Origin of the sequence: Bacillus cereus group sp. BceL220 (genome assembly GCF_051776965.1) — a bacterium.
In the GTDB taxonomy this organism is placed as follows: Bacteria; Bacillota; Bacilli; order Bacillales; family Bacillaceae_G; genus Bacillus_A; species Bacillus_A cereus.
In genome coordinates this window covers 317,832-339,067 of sequence record NZ_JBPWBC010000005.1, presented here as the reverse complement: position 1 = coordinate 339,067, position 21,236 = coordinate 317,832, and the positions used below count along the sequence as shown (strand labels likewise).

Genomic DNA, 21,236 nt, shown 5'->3' with positions numbered 1-21,236 from the left:
CTGTTAGAGAGAGGAAGGAATTAGCCATATGTAGCATTGGCTAATTCCTTTTTGGTATTCTATACTCTAACCTGGCAGAAAAATGAAAGGTTTCTGAGATGTTTGGCGCTGTATGTATGAAAAAATCTTCAAATAAAGATTTTTGATTCGAAAATATAAGCAAACGTATTTTCGAGGGTTATTTTAGTAACATTTCGTGGTAACGCAAATTTTTTCGGTGAAAAAATATTCAAAATACCATATAATATAATTAAATGTAATTAATATGCAATTTTACATATTAATAAAAAAACATTTTCCAAATTTTTATACTTTCTATACATTTTTGTATGTTAATTATTTGACAGATAATTTCGAACTGTTATAATATGGATATGTAAAAATTGCTATTTTCTTAAAAGACATGGGAGTCAGATGAGAATTGTGAAAGGATGAGGGGGAGTGGCACAGATTATGTATCACCACACAGCAATTAATGTATTAGGTCTTTTACAAAACATGTCAAATAATAAAATGAACGATATGCAACTAGAGGTGGAATTTAAAAAAATAGAAAAAGAATTCCAAGTAAAGTATGAAGAATTAGTTGATTTACATAATAGAATGGTATTATTTCAAATAGATATAGAAAAAAATGGCGGGATGCAAGCATATGAAAAATCAGCAATTACATGGTTGAAGTCTGAACTAGAGCTACTGTATGAAGTGTATCAATTTTGTCAACGTCACGGTTTAAACATTTTAAATATTTCAAAATACGTAAGTAAAAATGAACTAAATCTTTTTCCAAAAACAGAAAGTCAATTGCAAAATACGTATTATAAATTGAAAAAACGTGAAATACCGTTTGAAAATATTGAAAAACAAAAACCAGGACGAAAGCGAAAATATATACCAGTAAAAGAGACAATTGTTGCAAGAAAACAAGAAAACGAGTACGAATTAAAAGAAGAAATCCAACATAAAGAGGATGAAAAAAATCTTGTAACAGTTATATCTGGTATCGTTGATAACTTTGAAACAATTAATCAGTGTAGTGAAAGAAAAGAAGACGAACTACATCAGTTTATGGAAGGTATTTATAAGCTTTCTAGCATGGCAGCAGGGCGTTCTAGAGAAGCAAAGAATACACGTAGCCTAGAAGGTGAATTGCGGTCGTTACAACTAGAAAATGAAAGGTTAAAACGAGAGAAAGAAGAGCTTGTACAAGATATTAAAGGCATGACGCAGCTTTTAATTCATTTCATTACAAGTTCTGATATCGATCAAATTCGTAAATTACCAACTTTCGTACAAGATTGTAAAATGGAATTACATAAACTAGGGCTATATAATGCACAAGACGGTAAAATGAAAATTATGGTTGATCGTAGCGGACAAGTTATGACCGTAACACAGTAATAAAATTTGGGTACAAAATAAAAGGGAGATACATAGTTTATATGTATTTCCCTTTTATTTTGTATGGAATCGTTTCAAAGAAGGAAGATAATTTTTTAAGATTGTAGTAACTTGGAAACCATTTGCGGTATTTGATTTGCTTGTGAAACCATACTAAGCGCAACTTCAGTTAATAATTTGAACTTTAAAAAATCACTTATCTTCTGTGCCATGTCTGCATCTTCAACTTGAGATGCAGTATCTGTTAACGCCATACTTTGGCTATTTAAATTTTCAATATTGAATTGTAAACGATTTATCATAGAGCCAAGGTCAGCACGATGAAGTGATACATTTTGTAAAGCCTCTTCAATTTTAAGAATCGCCGCTCTTGCTTCTTGTTCTGTTGAAATCTTGATGTCATGTTGTGTAGGGGAAGGGGGAATAAGTTTCGTCATATTTATTGTATGACCGATATCGTCTAATGTAACTGGGCGGTTTTGACCGTCAAATACGGATAAATCATTAAACTCCGTCGTCTCGTCAATATAGCCAATTTGTTCTGTTAAAGACTGAAACTCTTTATTTAGTGGATCACGGTTTGCATTTGAATTTGTCCCGTTTGCGGATTGAATGGCTAAATCACGCATGTGCTGCAAAATAAATATTCGTAACAGTTTGAAGGGCAGCTTCTGCCGTACGTAGCATCGATATCGCATCCTCATTATTTCGAATGGTTACGCGCATACCACTCGCTCTCGCATGCATACGAGTTACAATCGCAACATTTGCAGGATTATCAAAAGCGTTATTTAACTTCTTACCAGTAGCCGAATGCTCCATCGCAACATTCATACGTTTCTCATTCTCATAAAACGACTGTCTAGCATTCATACTCGAAATATTCGTACTAATACGCATAATAGACACTCCTTATAGATTGATATAGTTAGTGTTCTAAAGCTAATAAATAAAAAATAAACCTCTCCGCAAGCAGAGAGGTTTATTCAGGAAACTAACTCAAATGGCTTATTGTAATAATTTAGAAACCATTTGTGGTGTTTGGTTTGCTTGAGAAAGCATGCTGATTCCAGCTTCGTTCAAGATTTTGAACTTAGTCATTTCAGACATTTCTTTCGCCATGTCAGCGTCTTCGATTTGAGAAGCAGAAGCTGCCATAGAGTTTTCTTGGCTCTTAAGGTTGTTTACATTGAAGTCAAGACGGTTTAATGTAGCACCTAGAGTAGCACGGTTATCAGCAACTGTTGTAAGAGCAGCATCAAGTTGTCCAACTGCATTTAGAGCTGATGGTTTTGCAGTATCTAATTTTGCAGTATCTTTAATTGCATCAAAAGCATTTACAATATCAGTGTATCCTTTTGCTGCTGTTGTTGGATCTGTTGCTGCTGTTGCAAAGCCAGTTGCTGCTGTTGTAACTTTAGTTGCATCTGCACTATCAAATCCTGCTGCTTTAAATGCAGCTCCAAATGCAGCTACAGCTGCCTTTTGATCAGTAAGGTTAGCTGCTTTAGCATAGTCAGCTTTAAATTTGTCAAAAGCTTCAATAGATTTTTTTGCATCATCTGTTAAAGCAGTTTCGATTGATAAGTCTGCGATACCTAAATCTGTAAGGCTCGCACCCTCTAATTTAATTCCAATCTGTTGAGCTGTTGCATCAGAGTCAAGAGTTTGGATTTTAATTTCTTGTGTAGACTTTAATAGGTTTTTGTCGTTAAATTGAGTATTGTCAGCAATGTAAGTGATTTGCTCTTTTAATGCAGCAAACTCCTTGTTTAAAGCAACTTGGTTTTTTGTAGTATTTGTACCAGTTGCAGATTGGTTTGCAAGGTCACGCATACGAAGTAAGATGTTAGATACAGAGTTTAAAGCTGAATCTGCAGTACGGATTAAAGACATACCATCTTGTGTGTTACGGGCAGCAACGTTTAAGCCGCCTTCACGAGCTTTCATACGAGTTGCGATTGCAAGACCTGCTGCATCGTCAGCTGCGCTATTGATACGTTTACCGCTTGATAAACGATCCATAGAGTTACTCATTTTTGCTTGGTTTTGGCGCATGTACTCTTGAGTACGCATGCTGTTAATGTTTGTATTAATTCTCATGTTAAGAAACCCCCATTTTTTTATATTGACTTTTCTGCAAATTGAAAAACGGTAATATGCGAAAAAATCAATTTCGAGATTTATTGTAATCCCTGTCATAGCGGGTGTCAACTAAAAATTCGAATTAATAAATATAAAAAAATAACAGTTTAACAATATATTCATTTTTTTATTACATAATTATTAAAAGGATTATTGCAAACTTTAAAAAAAAACTCTAATATTAGATTATCTTTGTTTACCGAAAAGGTGATTTTATGATAGTTGGAAATATAGTAAAAGAAGTGCTTGCATATAAAAAAGGACAAATTCAGCAAAAGCTAAGTAGTCCACAAGCATTTGTTAGTAGTCGTTTTCAAGAGAAGTTGCAGAGTGAAACTGCGAAGGAGACGAAAGGAACTACGCAGCCGGCAAAAGTAGAGGATATGAGTCAGCCGGTACAATCTACGAAAATAGAAGCGGTTGTTAATAAACCGGCAGAAACTATTAATAAAGTAGAGGAAGCGAGTAAACCTGAAGAAAAGGTTGAAACGAAGAAAGCAGATGAAGTGCAAGTTGCGCAAAAAGAGTTTGAACGACGTTTCCCAGAAACGAAAAATGAGGCTGTTGATACGTGGGAATTAACGAAGAAGTATAATATTCAAAAAATACGTTCTTCCAATGAAGGGAAGTATGAGGATATTATTGATCGTGTAAGTCGTACATACGGAATTCCAAAAACGTTAATTCAAAAAATGATTGAAGTAGAGTCTAATTTTAATCCGAAAACGGTGTCACATGCCGGTGCGATGGGACTTATGCAGCTTATGCCAGCGAATGTGAAGGAGATGGGTGTGAAGAATCCCTTTTCACCAGCTGAAAGTATTGAAGGTGGCGTGAAAGAGTTAAGCGGTTATTTAAAGAAAAATAATGGCGACTTAGTATTGGCGCTTGCTTCTTATAATGCTGGTCCTGGGAATGTGAGAAAGTACGGAGGCGTTCCGCCATTTAAAGAAACGCAAGGATATATTAAAAAAATATTAAATATCGACGTTTCAAAATAGGGAGTTTCATATATAGAGAGAACATGAAATTTTCGTGAACATGATATGGGAGTTGGCTAGATTTGAAATTACAAGATGATATTCCGTTAACAATTTATTTTGAAATCGGAAATACGAAAAAGAAAATTGAAGATCTGCTTCATATTACGAAAGGTACATTGTATCGTCTTGAAAATTCAACGAAAAATACGGTGCGTCTTATGCTTGAGAATGAAGAGATTGGAACCGGAAAGATTTTGACGAAGAATGGGAAGATGTACGTTGAAATCGTTGAATTGAAAAGGTAGGGAAGGGGATTGTCATGAGTGGCGAAAAATTAAGCCAAGAGCAAATTGATGCCCTGCTGAAGGCGGTAAATGAAGGCGAGGAAATGCCAGCTTTCGCACAAGAAGCAGGAAAGCAAGAGAAATTTCAAGAGTATGATTTTAATAGACCAGAGAAGTTCGGTGTTGAGCATTTACGTAGTTTGCAAGCGATTGCTTCTACGTTTGGAAAACAGACGTCACAGACGTTATCAGCGCGTATGCGTATTCCAATTGAACTAGAGCCTTCAACAGTTGAGCAAGTTCCATTTACGAGTGAGTATGTGGAGAAAATGCCGAAAGATTATTATTTATATTGCGTGATTGATCTCGGTTTACCAGAGCTTGGAGAAATTGTTATTGAGATTGATTTAGCATTCGTTATTTATATTCATGAATGTTGGCTTGGCGGAGATAGTAAGCGTAACTTTACGATGCGCAGACCGTTAACAGCATTTGAGTTTTTAACGCTTGATAATATATTTTTGCTTCTTTGTAAAAATTTAGAGCAATCATTTGAAAGTGTTGTTGCGATTGAACCAAAATTTGTAACGACGGAAACAGATCCGAATGCATTAAAGATTACGACAGCGAGCGATATAATTTCATTACTTAACGTAAATATGAAAACAGATTTCTGGAATACGACGGTGCGTATCGGGATTCCGTTCTTATCTGTTGAAGAAATTATGGATAAGTTAACGTCTGAAAATATTGTCGAACATTCTTCAGACAAACGTAGGAAGTATACGTCTGAAGTGGAAGTGAAAGTAAATCAAGTGTACAAACCTGTTCACGTTGCGATTGGTGAGCAGAAAATGACAATGAGTGAGATTGAACAAATTGAAGAAGGCGATATTATTCCGCTTCATACGAAAGTTTCGGATGAATTACTTGGTTATGTAGATGGAAAGCATAAATTTAATTGTTTTATTGGAAAAGATGGAACGCGTAAGGCGCTCCTATTTAAAAGTTTTGTAGAGTAGGAGGATCCATATGAAGCATGAAGTATCTCCTGTGTCATTAATGGGATTAGAAGATTTTGCAGGAAAGCGAAATGAAGCAGGCAAAGCACATATCGATACTGTTTCAGATATTTCGATTGAACTTGGTGTAAAGCTTGGAAAGTCATCTATTACGCTTGGTGATGTAAAGCAGTTAAAAGTTGGCGATGTTCTTGAAGTAGAGAAAAACTTAGGACATAAAGTAGATGTGTATTTAAGTAATATGAAAGTCGGCATCGGTGAAGCAATCGTAATGGACGAGAAATTCGGTATTATCATTTCTGAAATTGAAGCTGACAAGAAACAAGCGGCGCTTATGAAAGCGCAAAGTCAAATGCAAGATAAAGAGTAGAGGAGGAGTCATATGTCGTATATGACGACCTTATTTCAAGTCGTTTTACTGTTTGGTGCGCTCGGTTACGGTGCATATTATATGACGAAAAAGACGCGCAAACAGCAGTTTTTTAAGCAGGGTGAAAATGGCCATATTCAAGTAAAAGACGGCGTGTATTTAAATCATCAAACGAGTGCCTTTTTATTTGAAGTGGACGGAAAGCAAGTGTTCACTGTTATTAGTAATAACGGTGTGCAGTCTGTGCAATTAACCGGAACAGGAAATCAGTTTCAACAAGCACTAGAAGACGCGGTGAAGACTGAAACGAAAAAAGTAGAGGATCCATCATGAGAATAAAGAAACAGTTATCATTATTAGCCGTTATTTTCGTATTTTCTATCGTTTTTTCAATTATTTTTGTAAATCCAGCGTATGCGGCCCCGAACGGTTTTATTAATTTCGAAAATGGAAAAGAGTTTACGAGTAATTCAAGTGTACAACTATTTGCGCTCGTTACCCTTTTATCATTATCTTCTTCTATCGTTCTATTATTTACACATTTTACTTATTTTATGATCGTTCTTGGGATTACACGTCAAGGACTTGGGGTAATGAATTTACCACCAAACCAAGTGCTTGTTGGACTTGCATTATTTTTATCACTCTTTACGATGCAGCCTGTACTCGGGCAACTGAAGAGCGATGTGTGGGATCCGATGACGAAAGAGAAAATAACAGTAAGCCAAGCTGCGGAAACGACAGCTCCTATTATGAAAGAATATATGTCAAAGCATACGTATAAGCATGATTTGAAAATGATGCTGAAAGTACGCGGAGAAGAGTTACCGAAAGATTTGAAAGATCTTTCCTTATTTACACTCGTACCATCCTTTACGTTAACGCAAATTCAAAAAGGTTTACTAACAGGGATGTTCATTTATTTAGCGTTTGTATTTATAGATTTGATTATTAGTACACTTTTAATGTACCTCGGGATGATGATGGTACCGCCGATGATTTTAAGTTTACCGTTTAAAATACTTGTTTTCGTATATTTAGGTGGATATACAAAAATCGTCGATATTATGTTTAAGACGGTCGCCTGAAGCGTTTGATGCTATGTGATAGGAGTCATATAAATGAATACGTCACCAATTATAGATATTTTCCAAACCTTTTTTTATAAAGGGGTTATGATTTTAATGCCGATTGCCGTTGTAAGTCTGATTGTCGTTATTATTATCGCGGTTATTATGGCGATGATGCAAATTCAAGAGCAAACGCTGACGTTTTTACCGAAAATGGCGAGTATTGTGCTCGTTATTATCATTTTAGGTCCGTGGATGTTCCAAGAGTTAACGATGCTTATTTTAGATTTATTTGATAAAATCCCATCGCTATTGCGTTCGTACTAAGATAGGTGAACTGAAATGAATATGGAATTATGGGCGGCGACGTTTTTTGCGTTTTGTCGCATTACTTCATTTTTATATTTTTTACCGTTTTTCTCAGGCCGATCCATTCCAGCGATGGCAAAGGTTACATTTGGACTTGCTCTTTCAATTACAGTGGCCGATCAAGTGGATGTCTCTCACATCAAGACAGTTTGGGACGTTGCAGCTTATGCAGCAACGCAAATTGTAATTGGTTTATCACTTTCAAAAATTGTAGAGATGCTGTGGAACATTCCGAAAATGGCAGGGCATATTTTAGACTTTGATATCGGTTTATCACAAGCAAGTTTGTTTGATGTAAATGCGGGCTCACAGTCTACTTTACTATCAACCATTTTTGATATATTTTTTCTCATTATTTTTATTTCACTTGGCGGCATTAACTATTTCGTTGCCACGATTTTAAAGTCGTTTCAATATACAGAGGCGATTTCAAAATTGTTGACGACTAGTTTTTTAGATAGTCTACTCGCAACGTTATTATTTGCGATCACATCAGCGGTTGAAATTGCTCTGCCGCTTATGGGAAGTTTATTCATCATTAACTTTGTTCTTATTTTAATTGCAAAAAATGCTCCACAATTAAACGTTTTTATGAATGCATACGTAATTAAAATTACATGTGGTATTTTGTTTATTGCGATGAGTGTACCGATGCTCGGTTATGTGTTTAAAAATATGACGGATGTATTACTTGAAGAGTATACGAAACTATTTAACTTTTTCTTAACGAAGTAGGGGGACGCGCATGGCAAAGGATAATAAAACAGAAAAGGCCACCCCGCAGAAGCGTAAAAAATCGCGTGAAGAAGGGAATATTGCCCGAAGTAAAGATTTAAATAATTTATTTTCCATTCTCGTATTAGCAGTTGTCGTTTACTTTTTCGGAGATTGGCTAGGGTTTGAGATTGCGAATTCCGTAGCGGTGCTGTTTGATCAAATTGGAAAAAATACAGATTCAACCGAGTATTTTTATTTAATGGGGATTTTATTACTGAAAGTATCGGCTCCGATATTAATACTCGTATATGCTTTTCATTTATTCAATTATATGATTCAAGTCGGCTTCCTATTTTCTTCTAAAGTCATTAAACCGAAAGCGTCACGTATTAATCCGAAAAACTATTTTACGAGATTGTTTAGTCGTAAAAGTTTAGTAGATATTTTGAAATCACTGTTTTATATGGGATTAATCGGTTACGTTTCGTACGTTCTCTTTAAAAAGAATTTAGAGAAAATCGTCAGTATGATTGGATTTAACTGGACAGCGTCACTTACTGAAATTATTAGCCAAATTAAATTTATCTTTTTAGCCATTTTAATTATTTTAATCGTTCTTTCTATTATTGATTTCATTTATCAAAAATGGGAGTACGAACAAGATATTAAGATGAAAAAAGAAGAAGTAAAAAGGGAGCATAAAGATAATGAAGGGGACCCGCAAGTAAAGGGGAAACGAAAAAACTTTATGCATGCGATCTTGCAAGGGACAATCGCGAAGAAGATGGATGGTGCAACGTTTATTGTGAACAACCCGACGCATATTTCAGTGGTGCTTCGGTACAATAAACAAGTTGATGCGGCGCCTATTGTCGTTGCAAAAGGGGAAGATGAGCTCGCATTATATATACGAACGCTTGCCCGTGAACATGAAATACCAATGGTGGAAAACCGTCCGCTTGCTCGTTCTTTATATTATCAAGTCGAGGAAGATGAGACAATTCCTGAAGATTTATACGTAGCTGTAATTGAAGTTATGCGCTATTTAATTCAGACGAATGAACTTGAAGTATAATAGCGCGTTTGGAGGAGATCTCTTTGTTTAAGATAGATTCTGCAAGAACCTATTTTTCTATCTTTTTAGCAGCGTCATTCGTTGTGGCGCTCTTAATTCCACTTCCACCATTTATACTTGATATCGTTATCGTTTTTCTGCTAAGTATGTCAGTACTTATTTATATGCGAGCGACAAGTATTAACGAGTGGGATGAATTAAAGTCATTTCCGACGATGTTGTTATTAATCGGGATTTTCCGCGTATCGATTAACGTTTCGACGACGCGAGCGATTTTAACAGACGGAAATGCCGGTCATGTTATTGAAGAGTTTGGCCAGTTCGTAATTGGCGGGAACTTATTAATTGGTATCGTTATTTTTATAGTTTTAATCATATTCCAGTTTATCGTTGCAAACGGTGCATCTCGTACAGCTGAAGTAGCAGCTCATTTTACACTTGATTCTTTACCAGGGAAACAAATGTCTATCGATGCTGATTTAAACCAGCGTATTATTTCAGAAAAAGATGCACAGGCAAAACGTAAAAAATTAAATATGGAAACAGAGTTTTACGGAGCGATGGATGGTGCCGGGAAGTTCATTAAAGGGGACGTTATTTTCGGGATTGTCATTTTATTCGTAAACATTATTTTCGGTTTAATTGTCGGCATGATGCAGCAAAGAATGAGCTTTGCAGATGCAGCTCTTCATTATACACAGTTAACTGTCGGTGACGGAATCGTAAACCAAATCGGTTCATTAATGCTTGCAATTTCAACAGGTATTATCGTAACGCGTGTATTTGACGGCTCACCGGATACAGTAACAGAAGGTATCTTTAAAGAGTTATTAGCGCATGAAGTCGTTGTATATGCACTAGGTGGTTTATTTATTGCAATGGGTATTTTTACTCCGCTACCGTTTTTACCATTCGCACTCGTTGGTGGAACGATTATCTTCTTAGGCATTCGTAATAAAAATCGAATAAAGAAAGAAAAAGAAGACGAGCTTCAAAAAGAATTAGAAATGATTCAAGGTGAAGATGAGCAACTGCAACAAGTGGAAGATTCATTCGGAGTATTTACGGATAAATATCCGATTATTGTAGAACTCGGTTTAGATTTAGCAGCACTTGTAAAGCAGAAAATTAACGGGGAAACAGCTCGTGATAAAGTTGTTCTTATGCGGAAGTCGATTATTACTGACCTCGGTATTAACGTTCCTGGAATTAACTTTAAAGATAATACGAGCTTTAGACCACGCGGACGTTACATTATTCGAATTAAAGGTGCGAAGGCGGCTGAAGGTGTTTTAAAATCAGGTTATTTATTAGCACTGAAAACGCCAAACGTAATGGCTGATTTAGATGCAGAGCCAGCGAAAGATCCAATTTTCGGTGAAGATGGATATTGGATTTTAGAGCATATGGTGCAAGATGCACAAATGAAAGGCTATCAAGTGTTAGAGCCACTTAGCATATTAATTACACATTTAGATGTTGTCGTAAGGCGTAATCTGCATGAATTAATTCAGCGCCAACATGTAAAAGACTTAATTAACTCGCTTGAAAATGATAATGGCGTTCTATTAGAAGAGATTAAGAAGAAAGAAATTGATTTATCACTCGTTCAAAATGTTATTAAACAACTTCTAAAAGAAGGTATTTCTATTCGTGATTTACCAACAATTATTGAAGGTATTATTGACGGAAAAGAAGTGTATCAAAATCACGTTGATGGTGTGACATCATTTGTTCGTGAATGTATTTCAAAAGTTATTTGTGAAAATGCGAAAAATCCGGACGGAAAAATTTATGCAGCGCTCTTCTCTGATTCAATTGAGTTAGATGCGGATGTTGTGAATAATTCATATCAAGGTTACTTGTTAAACTGGGATTTAGATTTAGAAACACGTGTCGTTGAGCAAGTGCAGCGCGTCTTTAAGCAAGCACGTTTAATGGGAAGAGAACCAGTGTTATTAACACGTAGAAAAGATTTTAGATTTGCAATTGTAAGACTGCTAGAACGTTATCAAGTAGAAGCACAAGTACTTTGTATTAGCGAATTAGCACCAGAAATTGTTGTGGATCAAATTGCCTATATTGAATAGTAGGGGGTGAAGTAATGGAAAGTACAGAAAAGAAAGAAGCGTTAATGCGAATAAAAGCAGCTTCGAAAAATGAATTGTATCGAAAGTTATTTGACCAATATGGTACAGATTATTATTACGTTGTCGATGAAAGTGTAAAACGAAATATACCGTTTTTTTGGAAAAAGGATTATGAAATGTTAGTTGCTTTTCCAGAAGAAAAACAGGAAGAAGTGAATGAAGGTACAGCTCAATTTCATGAACAGTTAATGGATGTCGTGAATGATCCTTCAGAACAAATTGTGAAGGCGAATGGAATTCAATCAGTACTGCACAATTTAGAAAACGTAACGACTTCTATGTCATACGCGGCAATGCAAACAGGAAATAGTGAAGAATGGGCAAGAAAAAAAGAAAAACTATTAAAGCTGTTTGAAAAAGGAATTGTCGTGGTGAAACAGACGAAAGAAACGGAAGTACCGAAAAAGAAAAAAGTTGTGAAACAAGTCGTTCCGGTAAAGAAAGAAGAAGTAGTTCCAAAGAAAGAAAGTCAAGAATCTGTACCGTTTATTATTCAAAAGGTAATTCGGATGCTAGAACAAAACGATGTGGAACAATATTTCATTTATGCATATGCTGAAAAGTTAAAAATAAAGTTTGAAAATGCAACGATGATTACGGAAGAAGAAGTTATTAGGTACATATTGGAAGATATGAAATCTCATTTCAATACGGAAAACGTCTTTGAAAAAGAAGTACAAACAATTGCATTAATCGGTCCAACTGGTGTTGGTAAAACGACGACGCTTGCGAAAATGGCATGGCAATTTCACGGTAAGAACAAAACAGTTGGTTTTATAACGACAGATCATTCGCGCATAGGGACAGTGCAGCAATTGCAAGATAACGTAAAGACAATTGGATCGGAAGTAATTGCTGTGCGTGATGAAGCTGCCATGACAAGAGCGCTTACGTATTTTAAAGAAGAAGCGCGCGTCGATTATATTTTAATTGATACAGCCGGAAAAAATTATCGTACGACAGAAACAGTGGAAGAAATGATTGAAACGATGGGACAAGTAGAACCAGATTATATTTGTTTAACGTTATCAGCTTCGATGAAAAGTAAAGATATGATTGAAATCATTACAAACTTTAAAGATATTCATATAGATGGTATTGTGTTTACAAAATTTGATGAAACAGCAAGTAGTGGTGAATTGTTGAAAATTCCAGCAGTATCATCAGCTCCTATTGTATTAATGACAGACGGCCAAGACATAAGGAAAAATATACATATCGCTACAGCTGAACATTTAGCGAAACAAATGTTACAAACATCGTAGAAAAGAGGTGAAGAATAAGGCGCTTGCCTTATTCAAACGAATATGAACGGTCTTTATATAGGTTCTATGGGTATGATGAACTACATGCAGCGAATTAATGTTCATTCGAATAACGTTGCAAATGCTCAAACGACAGGATTTAAAGCAGAAAATATGACGTCTAAAGTATTTGATGTACAAGACACATATCGCCGCGGAGATGGGGCGGTAACAAATATCGGTTCGGTCGATTATGCTGTAGTACCAGCTGCAACACATGTGAATTTAGTACAAGGAAATATACAAATGACAAATAGCGCTACAGATTTCTTTTTAGATGACGGCGCAGCCGGCACAACATCATTTTTCATTACTTCTAAAAATGATGAAACGTTTTTAACGAGAGATGGTAGTTTCACATTAAATAGTGATCGTTATTTACAAACATCTTCAGGTGCTTTCGTAATGGGAGAGAATAATGAGCGTATTCGTATTCCGGAAGGAGCAAAGGTTGCTGTACAAGCAGACGGTACATTATATGATGAAGTAACACAAAATAATATTGCTCGTTTGCAAACAAAAACAGTAGATGCAGAAACGAATGCTCGTCTCGTGCAACGTGAAAATAAAAGCTTTACACTAGCAGAAGGAAACATTGCTAATTTACCGAACGGAACAGGAATAGTAAAAAATCATATGCTAGAAAATTCAAATGTAGATATGACGAAAGAGATGGCCGATCTTATGACGGATCAAAAGATGATTCAAGCATCACAGCGCGTTATGACGTCATTTGATAAAATTTATGAAAAAGAAGCGAATGAAATATTGAGATAAAGGACTTCCAAAAGTGGGAGTCTTTTTTGTTATTGCTTTTATTACAGTTACATCATAAGATGATAATGATTATCAATATCATTTTACCTATTTTCATAAGAATAGAATTTCATAATGACAGCAACATTTGTTTAACTAAGTGAATTAAAAACAAGGGGATGGTGTATATATGTCTACAAAGAATCAACTTTGCATTGGATTATGTTTAATTTCTAGAAAGAAAGAACAAGAGAATGAGTTTAATTCCGGAATTGATGAACAAGTAGAGTTGGCACTACAGGCAGAAAAGGCTAAGTTAGATTTTGTTTTTAAAGCCGATTATTTAGTGGCGCACCCAGATTTAATTGCTCGTAATAAAGGGAATGTCATTTTAGACCCGACGTTACTGTTTACTGCTATTGCTTATGCGACAGAAAAAATTGGAGTCGTTACGACCGCTTCAACTTCGTTTTATCCACCATATATATTAGCAAGGCAATTACAATCGTTACACTGGATTAGTAACGGCCGAGTAGGGTGGAATATTGTTACATCCATTGACGGTGCTGAAAACTTTGGTGAGGAAGGGGTGCCATCATCTGAGGAACGATACGCGAAAGCGGCAGAATGTACAGAGTTAGTAAGAAAACTTTGGAGGAGTCACCCTAATGAAGTATTGAAAGTAGATAATCCTGATGTTATTAGAGAGATGGTAAAGCCTATTGAGCATAATGGTGAGTACTTTAAGGTAAAAGGTCCACTGAATATCCCACAGCATATATCAGGAGAAATGCCATTATTTCAAGCCGGTGCTTCAGAGTCTGGTCGGAATTTTGCTGCTTCTGTTGCTGATGCAATTTTTGCTGCAACGCCAGATGTAGAGTCAGGTATTGAACTTCGTCAAGATTTAAGAAGAAGAGCAGAACAGCATGGCCGCAAGCAAGATGCTATACGTGTATTACCTGGATTATATTTCTTTATAGGTGATACATATGAAGAAGCGTTAGAAATGCATAGGCAAGCTCATCAACATCTCACAAAAGAGAAGAGATATACGTTACTTGAAATGGTTCTCGGATTAGATGCGAGAGGGATTCCGCTAGAAAGTAAAATTACGGAAGAGATGCTGCCAAGTCGGGATCAAACTGTTCGTAGTAAAACTCATGCCGAGTTATTACGGAACTTCATTATTAAAAATGAACCAACAGTTGAACAAATACTAGAACGACCAGAAGTTGTTGGATCGGCTCATTGGGTTGCAGTTGGTACACCAAAAGACGTTGCGAAGCAAATTATGGATAGGTTTGAGGCAGGGGCGTTAGATGGATTTATTGCCATTCCAGGAGGACCTCCAAAGTCACTAGATCTATTCTTTAGTGAAGTCATCCCTTTATTTGTGAAGGCGGGTGTATTTAGGGAAGAGTATACAGGTTGTACTTTACGGGAGCATTTGGCGGGGAACATATTAAATACTTTACAGTTAAAATAAATAATAGTATGTAGAAAAAAGCCTTATTGTAAAAGGCTTTTTTTATTTGAAATTAAAAATTCTGAAATATAAGTTGACTGTATGAATGTTATTTTTTATATTAGTAGGTATAACTATAACTACTAAAGGGGTGCGAGTATGACAAAGGCATTATATTTAGAAGATGCATACAAAACGAGTTGCGAAACAGAAGTGATAAAAGTAGAAGGGAATAAAGTATTTCTAAAAGAAACAGTTTTTTATCCAACTGGTGGAGGACAGGAATGTGATACGGGTGTCATTGTACAAGAGGGGCTTGTATTTGAGGTTGAAAAAGTAAAGAAGGAGCAGGGAGAAATAGTTCACTATATAAAAGATGAAGCTCAAGTAAAATTAGGTCCAGTTAAATTAGAGATGAATTGGGAAAGACGTCATAATTTAATGCGTCATCACTCGTTACTGCATCTTATCGGAGCTGTTGTTTATGAAAAGTATGGAGCACTATGCACCGGAAACCAAATTTATCCTGATAAAGCACGTATCGATTTTAATGAGTTACAAGAGTTATCGAGCGTGGAAGTAGAAGAAATTGTTGAGGAAGTGAATAAACTTATTGAGCAAAATAAAGAAATTTCCACTCGCTATATGAGCCGCGAAGAAGCAGAAAATGCTGTAGGAATGATTAAAACAGCAATAAATCTCCTGCCAACTACTATCCAAGAAATCCGCATTGTTACAATTGAAAATTTAGACGAACAAGCTTGTGGAGGCACACATGTGAAAAATACGAGTGAAATAGGAACACTTGTTATTGATAAAGTAAAAAGTAAAGGGAAGCAAAATCGTCGTTTTGAAGTAAGGGCGATTTAGATTGTGAGGGGTTACCGATGGATGAAATTATAAAGGAATTACAAAAGTTAGGATTTTCCCAGTATGAATGTAAAGCGTATATTGGATTGTTAAAACACTCCCCAGTAACAGGCTATGAAGTGAGTAAACAAACAGGAGTACCTCGTTCTATGATTTACGAGGTACTCGGTAAGTTAATGGATAAAGGAGCGGTGCATATTGTACCTTCTGAACCAGTTAAATATGTACCAGTACCAGCTACCGAATTAATGAATCGAATGCGAAAAGACTTTGAAAAATCCTTTGAATTTTTAGATGAGAAACTAAATTGTTTAGAACAAGAGCGACAAATAGATGTAATTTCGCATATTCGCTCAAATGATCGTGTTTTAAAAGAAATATGCAATATAATTAATAGGGCAAAGGAAGAATTATGGATTTCTGTATGGGAAGATCAAGTGCATGAAATTGAGCCATACATTCATCAAAAGAAAGAGGAAGGCGTACATATATTTTCAATCTTATTTGGAGCTCCAGAAACAAAAATAGGAGCGACGTTTCATCATAATTATATGACGCCCCACGTTGTTGAAAAGAGAATGGGTGGTCATTTAACTGTTATTGCTCGTGATGGAGAGGAAGTATTAATTGCGAACTTCTCAAATGATAGCACTTCATGGGCCGTTACAACGTATGACCCAGCGCTAGTTCTCGTTGCGACAGAGTATGTGCGGCACGATATTATGGTTGAAGAAATCACAAAGGAATTTGGAGCTGATAAGTTAGATACGTTATGGCGTGAAAATATAGATTTAGTTCATGTCGTAACAGGAAAACGAACTTTAGAAGGAATGGAGGATGATAAGGATGAGTAAAGCTGAGGCACATGTAGCTTTGCAGAGCGATGATACATTTCAGCAAGGAGTAAAAGATTGTTTACCAACTGTATTTGGTTATTTGAGCATCGGTATAGCAGCTGGTGTAATTGCAAAAACAGCAGGTTTTTCTATCATTGAAATTGCATTTATGTCCACTTTAATTTATGCAGGTTCTGCCCAATTTATATTAGCTGGTATGTATGCAGCCGGTGCTCCTGCTTCCGCAATTATTTTTACTGTATTTTTTGTTAATTTACGCCATTTATTAATGAGTGCTGCCCTCGCACCGTACTTTACGAAACTACCTCTATTAAAAAATGTCATTATCGGTTCTCAAATTACAGATGAAACTTTCGGCGTTGCAATGCAGCATGCAGCGCAAAAAGGATATTTAGGTGAAAGATGGATGATTGGGCTTAATGTAACAGCGTATTTAAATTGGATACTTGCTACTATTATTGGTGGGCTATTTGGTGAGTGGATACCAGATCCACATACATACGGGATGGATTATGCATTACCAGCGATGTTTATCGGATTATTTGTTCTTCAGCTCATAAGTAGTAAACCAAAACTAGTAATTCATTTAAGTGTTGCAATTGTAGCGATTATTATCGCATACGTTTCACACCTATTTATGCCAGATAGTATAGCGGTTATTATCGCAACATTACTAGCTGCGACGATTGGAGTGGTGATTGAAAGATGGAAATGAGATTAGATGTATTATTACTTTTACTAGCAGCAGGAGCTGTTACACTCGTGCCACGTATTTTACCTCTACTCGTGTTTAGCAAACTACAAATTCCTGACTGGGGTTTAAAATGGTTAAATTACATACCAATTGCGATATTAGCAGCGCTTTTAGCACAAGTTTTATTTATGCATGAGACGATACAGTGGGATTATCTTATTGCAGCAATTCCAACATTTCTTGTAGCGATATATACTCGTAGTTTATTAGGTACAGTATTAACGGGAGTGGTTGTGATTATTTTGTTACGTTTCTTTTTCTAAAAAGGATTCAGCTCATATAATAGCGAAAAGTGTAATAACATGAAAAATATAGGGGTGGTGTTATGATACTTTTAACGATAGGAGCAATTTTGTTAACGTTGTTTATTTTCTTTATTATCGGTTTCGTTACGTTTATGATGTTTGTTGATAAGGCGACACCTCAAATATATTATACACCTTGTGAATCAGTGACAGTGAAAACTAAAGGTAAACATAGAAGGAAGAAAAGTTGAAAGTTGGCTTTTCTTCCTTCTTCTATTACATCCCCGAAAGAACTAACAACAACAGCCCAAATAGAAAACTAATAAAGGAAAGAAAACCAATACATATCGAGAACACACGATTATTTCTCCATTCGTGCCAAAAAGCGATAAATCCTAAAATACAAAGGAAAAACCAAATGGGCAGGAATATGAACTCGCTAACTTTCTCGGGGAGTAACGAATAAAAAGTTGTTACATATAAGATCCAATTTGTAAAAAATAAAATGCAAATGATAATAGATTGTAAGTAGGGGCGGTTGAAAAATATCCCTTTTTTTACGGTTTTAAAAATGATAGTTAGCGCTGAGATAAAGGCAATGAGTATGAAAACAAGTAAGAGTAATGTCAGCGTCATTTTGAGTCTCCTTTATAAGATTGTTCTTATCACGCATGGGCAGTAAGACCCACATCTTAAAACTCAACGTAAGAAAAGAGATTAGGTGGGGGATGAACACCCCCCACTGATTGAAGTTTCACTTTACAAGAAATGAATCTATTAAATGGTATGCTTGTTTTGTAGAGTGCCAGTTATATTTTTTAGTGTACGGATTTAGAAATCCATGTTCACCGTGTAGTTGTTTTATTTCTAATAAAGGATTATTTTGTTGCTGCAATGTTTGAATTAAAGAGGATACTGAAAAACTAGCTTCTTTTTCAGGAAATATAAGTAGTGTAGCGCATGTAGGCTTTATGTGAACATAGTCGCGTATACGAGAACCGTAACATCCGATAATAAAATCTATTTTCGGATTGTTACTACATAGCCATGAGACGGTAGCTCCAACGCTAAAGCCGATAAGACCAATATGTGTATAACTACTAGAAAGATGAGAAATGAATTCTTCAATTTGCTTTTTTCCATAATCAAATCCAATATGATTTACAAAATGTTCATATGCTTTTTCTTCATCACTATAATGAAATGCATGTTGCGATTGTAGAAGGTTAGGACAGAATACGTCTATATGAGATGAAGTAAAGTGGTTGGTAACGTGATGCATATGGTCGTTCACACCATATATTTCATGAACAATAACGAGAGCTACTTTTTTCTTCATAGTTATATTGTGCCTCTTTGAAACTTAAATTCTTTCTCAACAAGGCAGATACGCAGGTGGAAGTTTTCATACCATTGCTCACGACCTCTTTTTTTCGCTTCTTTATGTAAGGCGTTCTTTTTCCAATTTTCAATCGCATCAAGTGATTCCCAATAAGAAATTGTTATTCCGAGTCCAGAATTACCTCGTGCACTTTCTACACCTAAAAATCCATGTTGCTGTTTCGCAAGTTCCTCCATTGTTTCGGCAACGGTACTATAATCTTTCGTATCATTTGATAAATTAGAAGTGAATATAACTGCATAATAAGGTTTGTTTTTTTGTAAATCAGATTTCATTGTCTTTCCCCCTTAATATATAGTACGAATAATTGATTCATAGTTTGTATTTTAGCAGGTCAAAAAAAGAAAAGAAGTAGAAAATTCTTATTTTTTTCATCCCATGTAAAATAGAGGGGTAGAAGAAATTTATAGTAAATAATCTAAAGTAAGAAAAACGCCACTCCAAAAAATTGAAGTGGCGTTTCTTATATTTCCTCTAAACTATTAACTGGAACTGTTAATTCGCGTTTTGGATTTGTTACTTCATATATGCGGGCGGTTTCGTTGCTTTCGTCGACGTGTTGAATCATAACAGGCATGCCTTGGAAACTGACATTGGCTTCTTCAGATGACTCGGAAAGCTCTTTTGCACGTTGTATATTCATTTATATTCCTCCCATCATTATTATCTTTGCAAAAATAGAGGAATAATATACCATTTTGAGACGTTCTTAAAGTTTTTGTATTATTTGTAATGTTTCTTTAATAAATGCAGAGAAAATAGAATCCGGATAAGATTGTATAATTTGATTTGCTTTTGTTGCTTCTTCAAGAGCTCTTGTTTTATCATTTAGTCTGACGTAACAAAGTGCACGATATGCACCTGCTGTTGTAAGCCACGCTTGATCAAGTGGATGGTTCATATAATCCGGTATAATACCACGTTGCAATGCTTGTAAAGCTTCCTCGTAACGTTTTAATCCGTATAAAGCTTTTCCTTTTTCAAGATAATACAATCCGTCGTCTTGAAAAATTGGTTCATCTTTTAGTTTTTCTCGAAATTGTTCTAGATGTTCTAATGCAATTGTATATTCATTCGTAATTGTGTTGTAGTAGTAAGCCTTTAAAAGATCAACAATCGCAGCGGATAAAGTATCTTCTGTAAAGATGGCAAATTGCTCAGATTTTTTTATGTAATATAAATATTGTTCTTTATCAGCTGTAATGACTTTTTGGTAAGATAAAATACGGTAAAATTCGTCTGTTTTAAAATACACTTGATGCTTTTTTGAAAACGCGAGTGCCTCTAATATCGTTTTTTCACATTTTTCATAATCGCCACATGCTAGTAAAATGATGGCTTCATATAAACATAACTCGATATGTATAATGAGATCCATTTCTAAATGTTTCTCTTCATAATCATTTCTAATACTAGCTATAAGTTGTAAACATTCAGCATATTCTTTACGTGTGAATATCGCAAAAGATAATTTTAATTTTGTTTCTGTACTGTCGCGGTATAACTTATATTTTTCAAAAATAGAAACAGCTTTTTCTACGTAAGATTCAATGCTGTAATCTTTCATAATCGCCGCAGCAGTTATAAATTGTTTGTATAAACGAGCTGTATTTAAAGTAGAAGGTAGTTCTTTTTGAACAATCGGTAGTAGAGCTTCATATACTTCATCACATTTATTTTTCTTTATGAGTTGCTCCATTTTTGTAATGAGTTCTGCCATTTCTATATCATCTTCTTCTAATAAAAAGCTCGTTTCACATTCAAGTTTTTCCGCAATATATTGTAATGTTTTCATAGAAGGTGTAGCTTTTCCATTTTCAATTTGACTAAGCATACTTTTTGTCAGTTCCGAACCTGCCAGTGCTGTTTGCGTAAGCTTTTTATCTTTTCGTAATGCTTTAATTTTTTCACCGAGAGTTGCCATATTATTGCTCCTTTATATTTAAAAAGTTTAATTGTATTTAACTTTTTGTTGTGAAAATTGGAAAGTTGAT

General features: G+C 35.4%; 25 protein-coding genes and 1 pseudogene. 19 read left to right on the top strand and 7 right to left on the bottom strand.

From position 1 onward, the window contains the following. Positions 1 to 453 precede the first annotated feature (453 nt). Positions 454 to 1,401 carry a DNA-binding domain-containing protein gene (locus tag ACS2FK_RS16535; protein WP_063546973.1) on the top strand — a complete coding sequence of 316 codons (948 nt, stop codon included), beginning with the start codon at positions 454 to 456 and terminating at the stop codon, positions 1,399 to 1,401. 95 nt (positions 1,402 to 1,496) lie between these two features. Here the strand turns inward: ACS2FK_RS16535 and ACS2FK_RS16530 are convergent. Both ACS2FK_RS16530 and ACS2FK_RS16525 read right to left on the bottom strand, forming a co-directional pair. Beyond that, a pseudogene (locus ACS2FK_RS16530) lies at positions 1,497 to 2,301 on the bottom strand (flagellin N-terminal helical domain-containing protein). 108 nt (positions 2,302 to 2,409) lie between these two features. Further along, on the bottom strand, positions 2,410 to 3,504 hold the full coding sequence (locus ACS2FK_RS16525) for a flagellin N-terminal helical domain-containing protein (RefSeq protein ID WP_063546974.1): 1,095 nt from the start codon (positions 3,502 to 3,504) through the stop codon (positions 2,410 to 2,412). A gap of 257 nt (positions 3,505 to 3,761) precedes the next feature. Between ACS2FK_RS16525 and ACS2FK_RS16520 the strand changes: the two genes are divergently transcribed. The 18 genes from ACS2FK_RS16520 (at position 3,762) to ACS2FK_RS16435 (ending at position 18,091) form a co-directional block, all read left to right on the top strand. Next, positions 3,762 to 4,547 carry a lytic transglycosylase domain-containing protein gene (locus tag ACS2FK_RS16520; RefSeq protein WP_063546975.1) on the top strand — a complete coding sequence of 262 codons (786 nt, stop codon included), beginning with the start codon at positions 3,762 to 3,764 and terminating at the stop codon, positions 4,545 to 4,547. A 62-nt stretch (positions 4,548 to 4,609) separates the two neighbouring features. After that, entirely contained in the window at positions 4,610 to 4,834 is a 225-nt protein-coding gene (locus tag ACS2FK_RS16515) for a flagellar motor switch protein FliN (protein WP_000775712.1), read from the top strand. A gap of 14 nt (positions 4,835 to 4,848) precedes the next feature. Beyond that, a complete protein-coding gene (fliM, locus tag ACS2FK_RS16510; protein WP_000012361.1) occupies positions 4,849 to 5,835 on the top strand; it encodes a flagellar motor switch protein FliM in 987 nt (328 codons plus the stop codon). Positions 5,836 to 5,845: 10 nt separating this feature from the next. Beyond that, entirely contained in the window at positions 5,846 to 6,205 is a 360-nt protein-coding gene (gene fliN / locus ACS2FK_RS16505) for a flagellar motor switch protein FliN (RefSeq protein ID WP_000680010.1), read from the top strand. Positions 6,206 to 6,217: 12 nt separating this feature from the next. Beyond that, on the top strand, positions 6,218 to 6,538 hold the full coding sequence (locus ACS2FK_RS16500; protein ID WP_000121178.1) for a hypothetical protein: 321 nt from the start codon (positions 6,218 to 6,220) through the stop codon (positions 6,536 to 6,538). Next, positions 6,535 to 7,293 (top strand): flagellar type III secretion system pore protein FliP, encoded by a 759-nt coding sequence (locus ACS2FK_RS16495; RefSeq protein ID WP_001220582.1) that lies wholly within the window; start codon positions 6,535 to 6,537, stop codon positions 7,291 to 7,293. Before ACS2FK_RS16500 ends, ACS2FK_RS16495 begins: the two co-directional genes overlap by 4 nt. 33 nt (positions 7,294 to 7,326) lie before the next feature. Next, positions 7,327 to 7,602: a flagellar biosynthetic protein FliQ gene (locus ACS2FK_RS16490; protein WP_001098080.1), complete on the top strand. Its 276-nt coding sequence runs from the start codon at positions 7,327 to 7,329 to the stop codon at positions 7,600 to 7,602. A gap of 15 nt (positions 7,603 to 7,617) precedes the next feature. Continuing rightward, positions 7,618 to 8,379: a flagellar biosynthetic protein FliR gene (locus ACS2FK_RS16485; RefSeq protein WP_001055695.1), complete on the top strand. Its 762-nt coding sequence runs from the start codon at positions 7,618 to 7,620 to the stop codon at positions 8,377 to 8,379. 10 nt (positions 8,380 to 8,389) lie between these two features. Next, a complete protein-coding gene (gene flhB / locus ACS2FK_RS16480; protein WP_063546976.1) occupies positions 8,390 to 9,436 on the top strand; it encodes a flagellar type III secretion system protein FlhB in 1,047 nt (348 codons plus the stop codon). 23 nt (positions 9,437 to 9,459) lie between these two features. Beyond that, positions 9,460 to 11,526 carry a flagellar biosynthesis protein FlhA gene (flhA, locus tag ACS2FK_RS16475; RefSeq protein WP_063553413.1) on the top strand — a complete coding sequence of 689 codons (2,067 nt, stop codon included), beginning with the start codon at positions 9,460 to 9,462 and terminating at the stop codon, positions 11,524 to 11,526. 14 nt (positions 11,527 to 11,540) lie between these two features. Beyond that, positions 11,541 to 12,851 (top strand): flagellar biosynthesis protein FlhF, encoded by a 1,311-nt coding sequence (flhF, locus tag ACS2FK_RS16470; protein ID WP_000446182.1) that lies wholly within the window; start codon positions 11,541 to 11,543, stop codon positions 12,849 to 12,851. Between the two features lie 42 nt (positions 12,852 to 12,893). Beyond that, on the top strand, positions 12,894 to 13,667 hold the full coding sequence (locus ACS2FK_RS16465; protein WP_080469763.1) for a flagellar basal-body rod protein FlgG: 774 nt from the start codon (positions 12,894 to 12,896) through the stop codon (positions 13,665 to 13,667). Positions 13,668 to 13,836: 169 nt separating this feature from the next. Then, positions 13,837 to 15,135: an NtaA/DmoA family FMN-dependent monooxygenase gene (locus tag ACS2FK_RS16460; protein ID WP_063546978.1), complete on the top strand. Its 1,299-nt coding sequence runs from the start codon at positions 13,837 to 13,839 to the stop codon at positions 15,133 to 15,135. A gap of 138 nt (positions 15,136 to 15,273) precedes the next feature. Next, positions 15,274 to 15,984 carry an alanyl-tRNA editing protein gene (locus ACS2FK_RS16455; protein ID WP_016082167.1) on the top strand — a complete coding sequence of 237 codons (711 nt, stop codon included), beginning with the start codon at positions 15,274 to 15,276 and terminating at the stop codon, positions 15,982 to 15,984. Between the two features lie 17 nt (positions 15,985 to 16,001). Then, the gene (locus tag ACS2FK_RS16450) at positions 16,002 to 16,838 is read left to right on the top strand and encodes a TrmB family transcriptional regulator (protein WP_000343355.1); all 837 of its coding nucleotides are present in this window, start codon (positions 16,002 to 16,004) and stop codon (positions 16,836 to 16,838) included. Beyond that, entirely contained in the window at positions 16,831 to 17,556 is a 726-nt protein-coding gene (locus ACS2FK_RS16445) for an AzlC family ABC transporter permease (protein WP_063546979.1), read from the top strand. The genes ACS2FK_RS16450 and ACS2FK_RS16445 overlap by 8 nt, the downstream gene beginning before the upstream one ends. After that, on the top strand, positions 17,547 to 17,858 hold the full coding sequence (locus ACS2FK_RS16440; RefSeq protein WP_063546980.1) for an AzlD domain-containing protein: 312 nt from the start codon (positions 17,547 to 17,549) through the stop codon (positions 17,856 to 17,858). The genes ACS2FK_RS16445 and ACS2FK_RS16440 overlap by 10 nt, the downstream gene beginning before the upstream one ends. A gap of 62 nt (positions 17,859 to 17,920) precedes the next feature. Next, complete coding sequence (locus tag ACS2FK_RS16435) at positions 17,921 to 18,091, top strand: DUF3951 domain-containing protein (protein WP_000602244.1); 171 nt, start codon at positions 17,921 to 17,923, stop codon at positions 18,089 to 18,091. Positions 18,092 to 18,116: 25 nt separating this feature from the next. Here ACS2FK_RS16435 and ACS2FK_RS16430 read toward each other — a convergent pair whose 3' ends face one another. From ACS2FK_RS16430 to ACS2FK_RS16410, 5 genes are all read right to left on the bottom strand, one after another. Continuing rightward, on the bottom strand, positions 18,117 to 18,476 hold the full coding sequence (locus ACS2FK_RS16430; protein ID WP_080469764.1) for a hypothetical protein: 360 nt from the start codon (positions 18,474 to 18,476) through the stop codon (positions 18,117 to 18,119). A 118-nt stretch (positions 18,477 to 18,594) separates the two neighbouring features. Continuing rightward, positions 18,595 to 19,179: a dienelactone hydrolase family protein gene (locus ACS2FK_RS16425; RefSeq protein WP_063546981.1), complete on the bottom strand. Its 585-nt coding sequence runs from the start codon at positions 19,177 to 19,179 to the stop codon at positions 18,595 to 18,597. A 2-nt stretch (positions 19,180 to 19,181) separates the two neighbouring features. Continuing rightward, complete coding sequence (locus tag ACS2FK_RS16420; protein ID WP_063546982.1) at positions 19,182 to 19,517, bottom strand: antibiotic biosynthesis monooxygenase family protein; 336 nt, start codon at positions 19,515 to 19,517, stop codon at positions 19,182 to 19,184. Between the two features lie 188 nt (positions 19,518 to 19,705). Beyond that, positions 19,706 to 19,885: an H-type small acid-soluble spore protein gene (locus ACS2FK_RS16415; protein ID WP_001025736.1), complete on the bottom strand. Its 180-nt coding sequence runs from the start codon at positions 19,883 to 19,885 to the stop codon at positions 19,706 to 19,708. 66 nt (positions 19,886 to 19,951) lie between these two features. Then, positions 19,952 to 21,166 carry a helix-turn-helix domain-containing protein gene (locus ACS2FK_RS16410; protein WP_063546983.1) on the bottom strand — a complete coding sequence of 405 codons (1,215 nt, stop codon included), beginning with the start codon at positions 21,164 to 21,166 and terminating at the stop codon, positions 19,952 to 19,954. Between the last annotated feature and the right edge of the window lie 70 nt (positions 21,167 to 21,236).

Coding starts and splice junctions, on each gene's coding strand:
- flhF (WP_000446182.1), top strand. CDS start 11,541: ATGGAAAGTACAGAAAAGAAAGAAGCGTTAATGCGAATAAAAGCAGCT.
- ACS2FK_RS16485 (WP_001055695.1), top strand. CDS start 7,618: ATGAATATGGAATTATGGGCGGCGACGTTTTTTGCGTTTTGTCGCATT.
- ACS2FK_RS16410 (WP_063546983.1), bottom strand. CDS start 21,166: ATGGCAACTCTCGGTGAAAAAATTAAAGCATTACGAAAAGATAAAAAG.
- flhB (WP_063546976.1), top strand. CDS start 8,390: ATGGCAAAGGATAATAAAACAGAAAAGGCCACCCCGCAGAAGCGTAAA.
- ACS2FK_RS16520 (WP_063546975.1), top strand. CDS start 3,762: ATGATAGTTGGAAATATAGTAAAAGAAGTGCTTGCATATAAAAAAGGA.
- ACS2FK_RS16465 (WP_080469763.1), top strand. CDS start 12,894: ATGAACGGTCTTTATATAGGTTCTATGGGTATGATGAACTACATGCAG.
- ACS2FK_RS16500 (WP_000121178.1), top strand. CDS start 6,218: ATGTCGTATATGACGACCTTATTTCAAGTCGTTTTACTGTTTGGTGCG.
- ACS2FK_RS16415 (WP_001025736.1), bottom strand. CDS start 19,885: ATGAATATACAACGTGCAAAAGAGCTTTCCGAGTCATCTGAAGAAGCC.
- ACS2FK_RS16450 (WP_000343355.1), top strand. CDS start 16,002: ATGGATGAAATTATAAAGGAATTACAAAAGTTAGGATTTTCCCAGTAT.
- ACS2FK_RS16430 (WP_080469764.1), bottom strand. CDS start 18,476: ATGACGCTGACATTACTCTTACTTGTTTTCATACTCATTGCCTTTATC.
- ACS2FK_RS16440 (WP_063546980.1), top strand. CDS start 17,547: ATGGAAATGAGATTAGATGTATTATTACTTTTACTAGCAGCAGGAGCT.
- ACS2FK_RS16535 (WP_063546973.1), top strand. CDS start 454: ATGTATCACCACACAGCAATTAATGTATTAGGTCTTTTACAAAACATG.
- ACS2FK_RS16495 (WP_001220582.1), top strand. CDS start 6,535: ATGAGAATAAAGAAACAGTTATCATTATTAGCCGTTATTTTCGTATTT.
- fliM (WP_000012361.1), top strand. CDS start 4,849: ATGAGTGGCGAAAAATTAAGCCAAGAGCAAATTGATGCCCTGCTGAAG.
- ACS2FK_RS16490 (WP_001098080.1), top strand. CDS start 7,327: ATGAATACGTCACCAATTATAGATATTTTCCAAACCTTTTTTTATAAA.
- ACS2FK_RS16435 (WP_000602244.1), top strand. CDS start 17,921: ATGATACTTTTAACGATAGGAGCAATTTTGTTAACGTTGTTTATTTTC.
- fliN (WP_000680010.1), top strand. CDS start 5,846: ATGAAGCATGAAGTATCTCCTGTGTCATTAATGGGATTAGAAGATTTT.
- ACS2FK_RS16460 (WP_063546978.1), top strand. CDS start 13,837: ATGTCTACAAAGAATCAACTTTGCATTGGATTATGTTTAATTTCTAGA.
- ACS2FK_RS16445 (WP_063546979.1), top strand. CDS start 16,831: ATGAGTAAAGCTGAGGCACATGTAGCTTTGCAGAGCGATGATACATTT.
- ACS2FK_RS16455 (WP_016082167.1), top strand. CDS start 15,274: ATGACAAAGGCATTATATTTAGAAGATGCATACAAAACGAGTTGCGAA.
- ACS2FK_RS16425 (WP_063546981.1), bottom strand. CDS start 19,179: ATGAAGAAAAAAGTAGCTCTCGTTATTGTTCATGAAATATATGGTGTG.
- ACS2FK_RS16420 (WP_063546982.1), bottom strand. CDS start 19,517: ATGAAATCTGATTTACAAAAAAACAAACCTTATTATGCAGTTATATTC.
- ACS2FK_RS16525 (WP_063546974.1), bottom strand. CDS start 3,504: ATGAGAATTAATACAAACATTAACAGCATGCGTACTCAAGAGTACATG.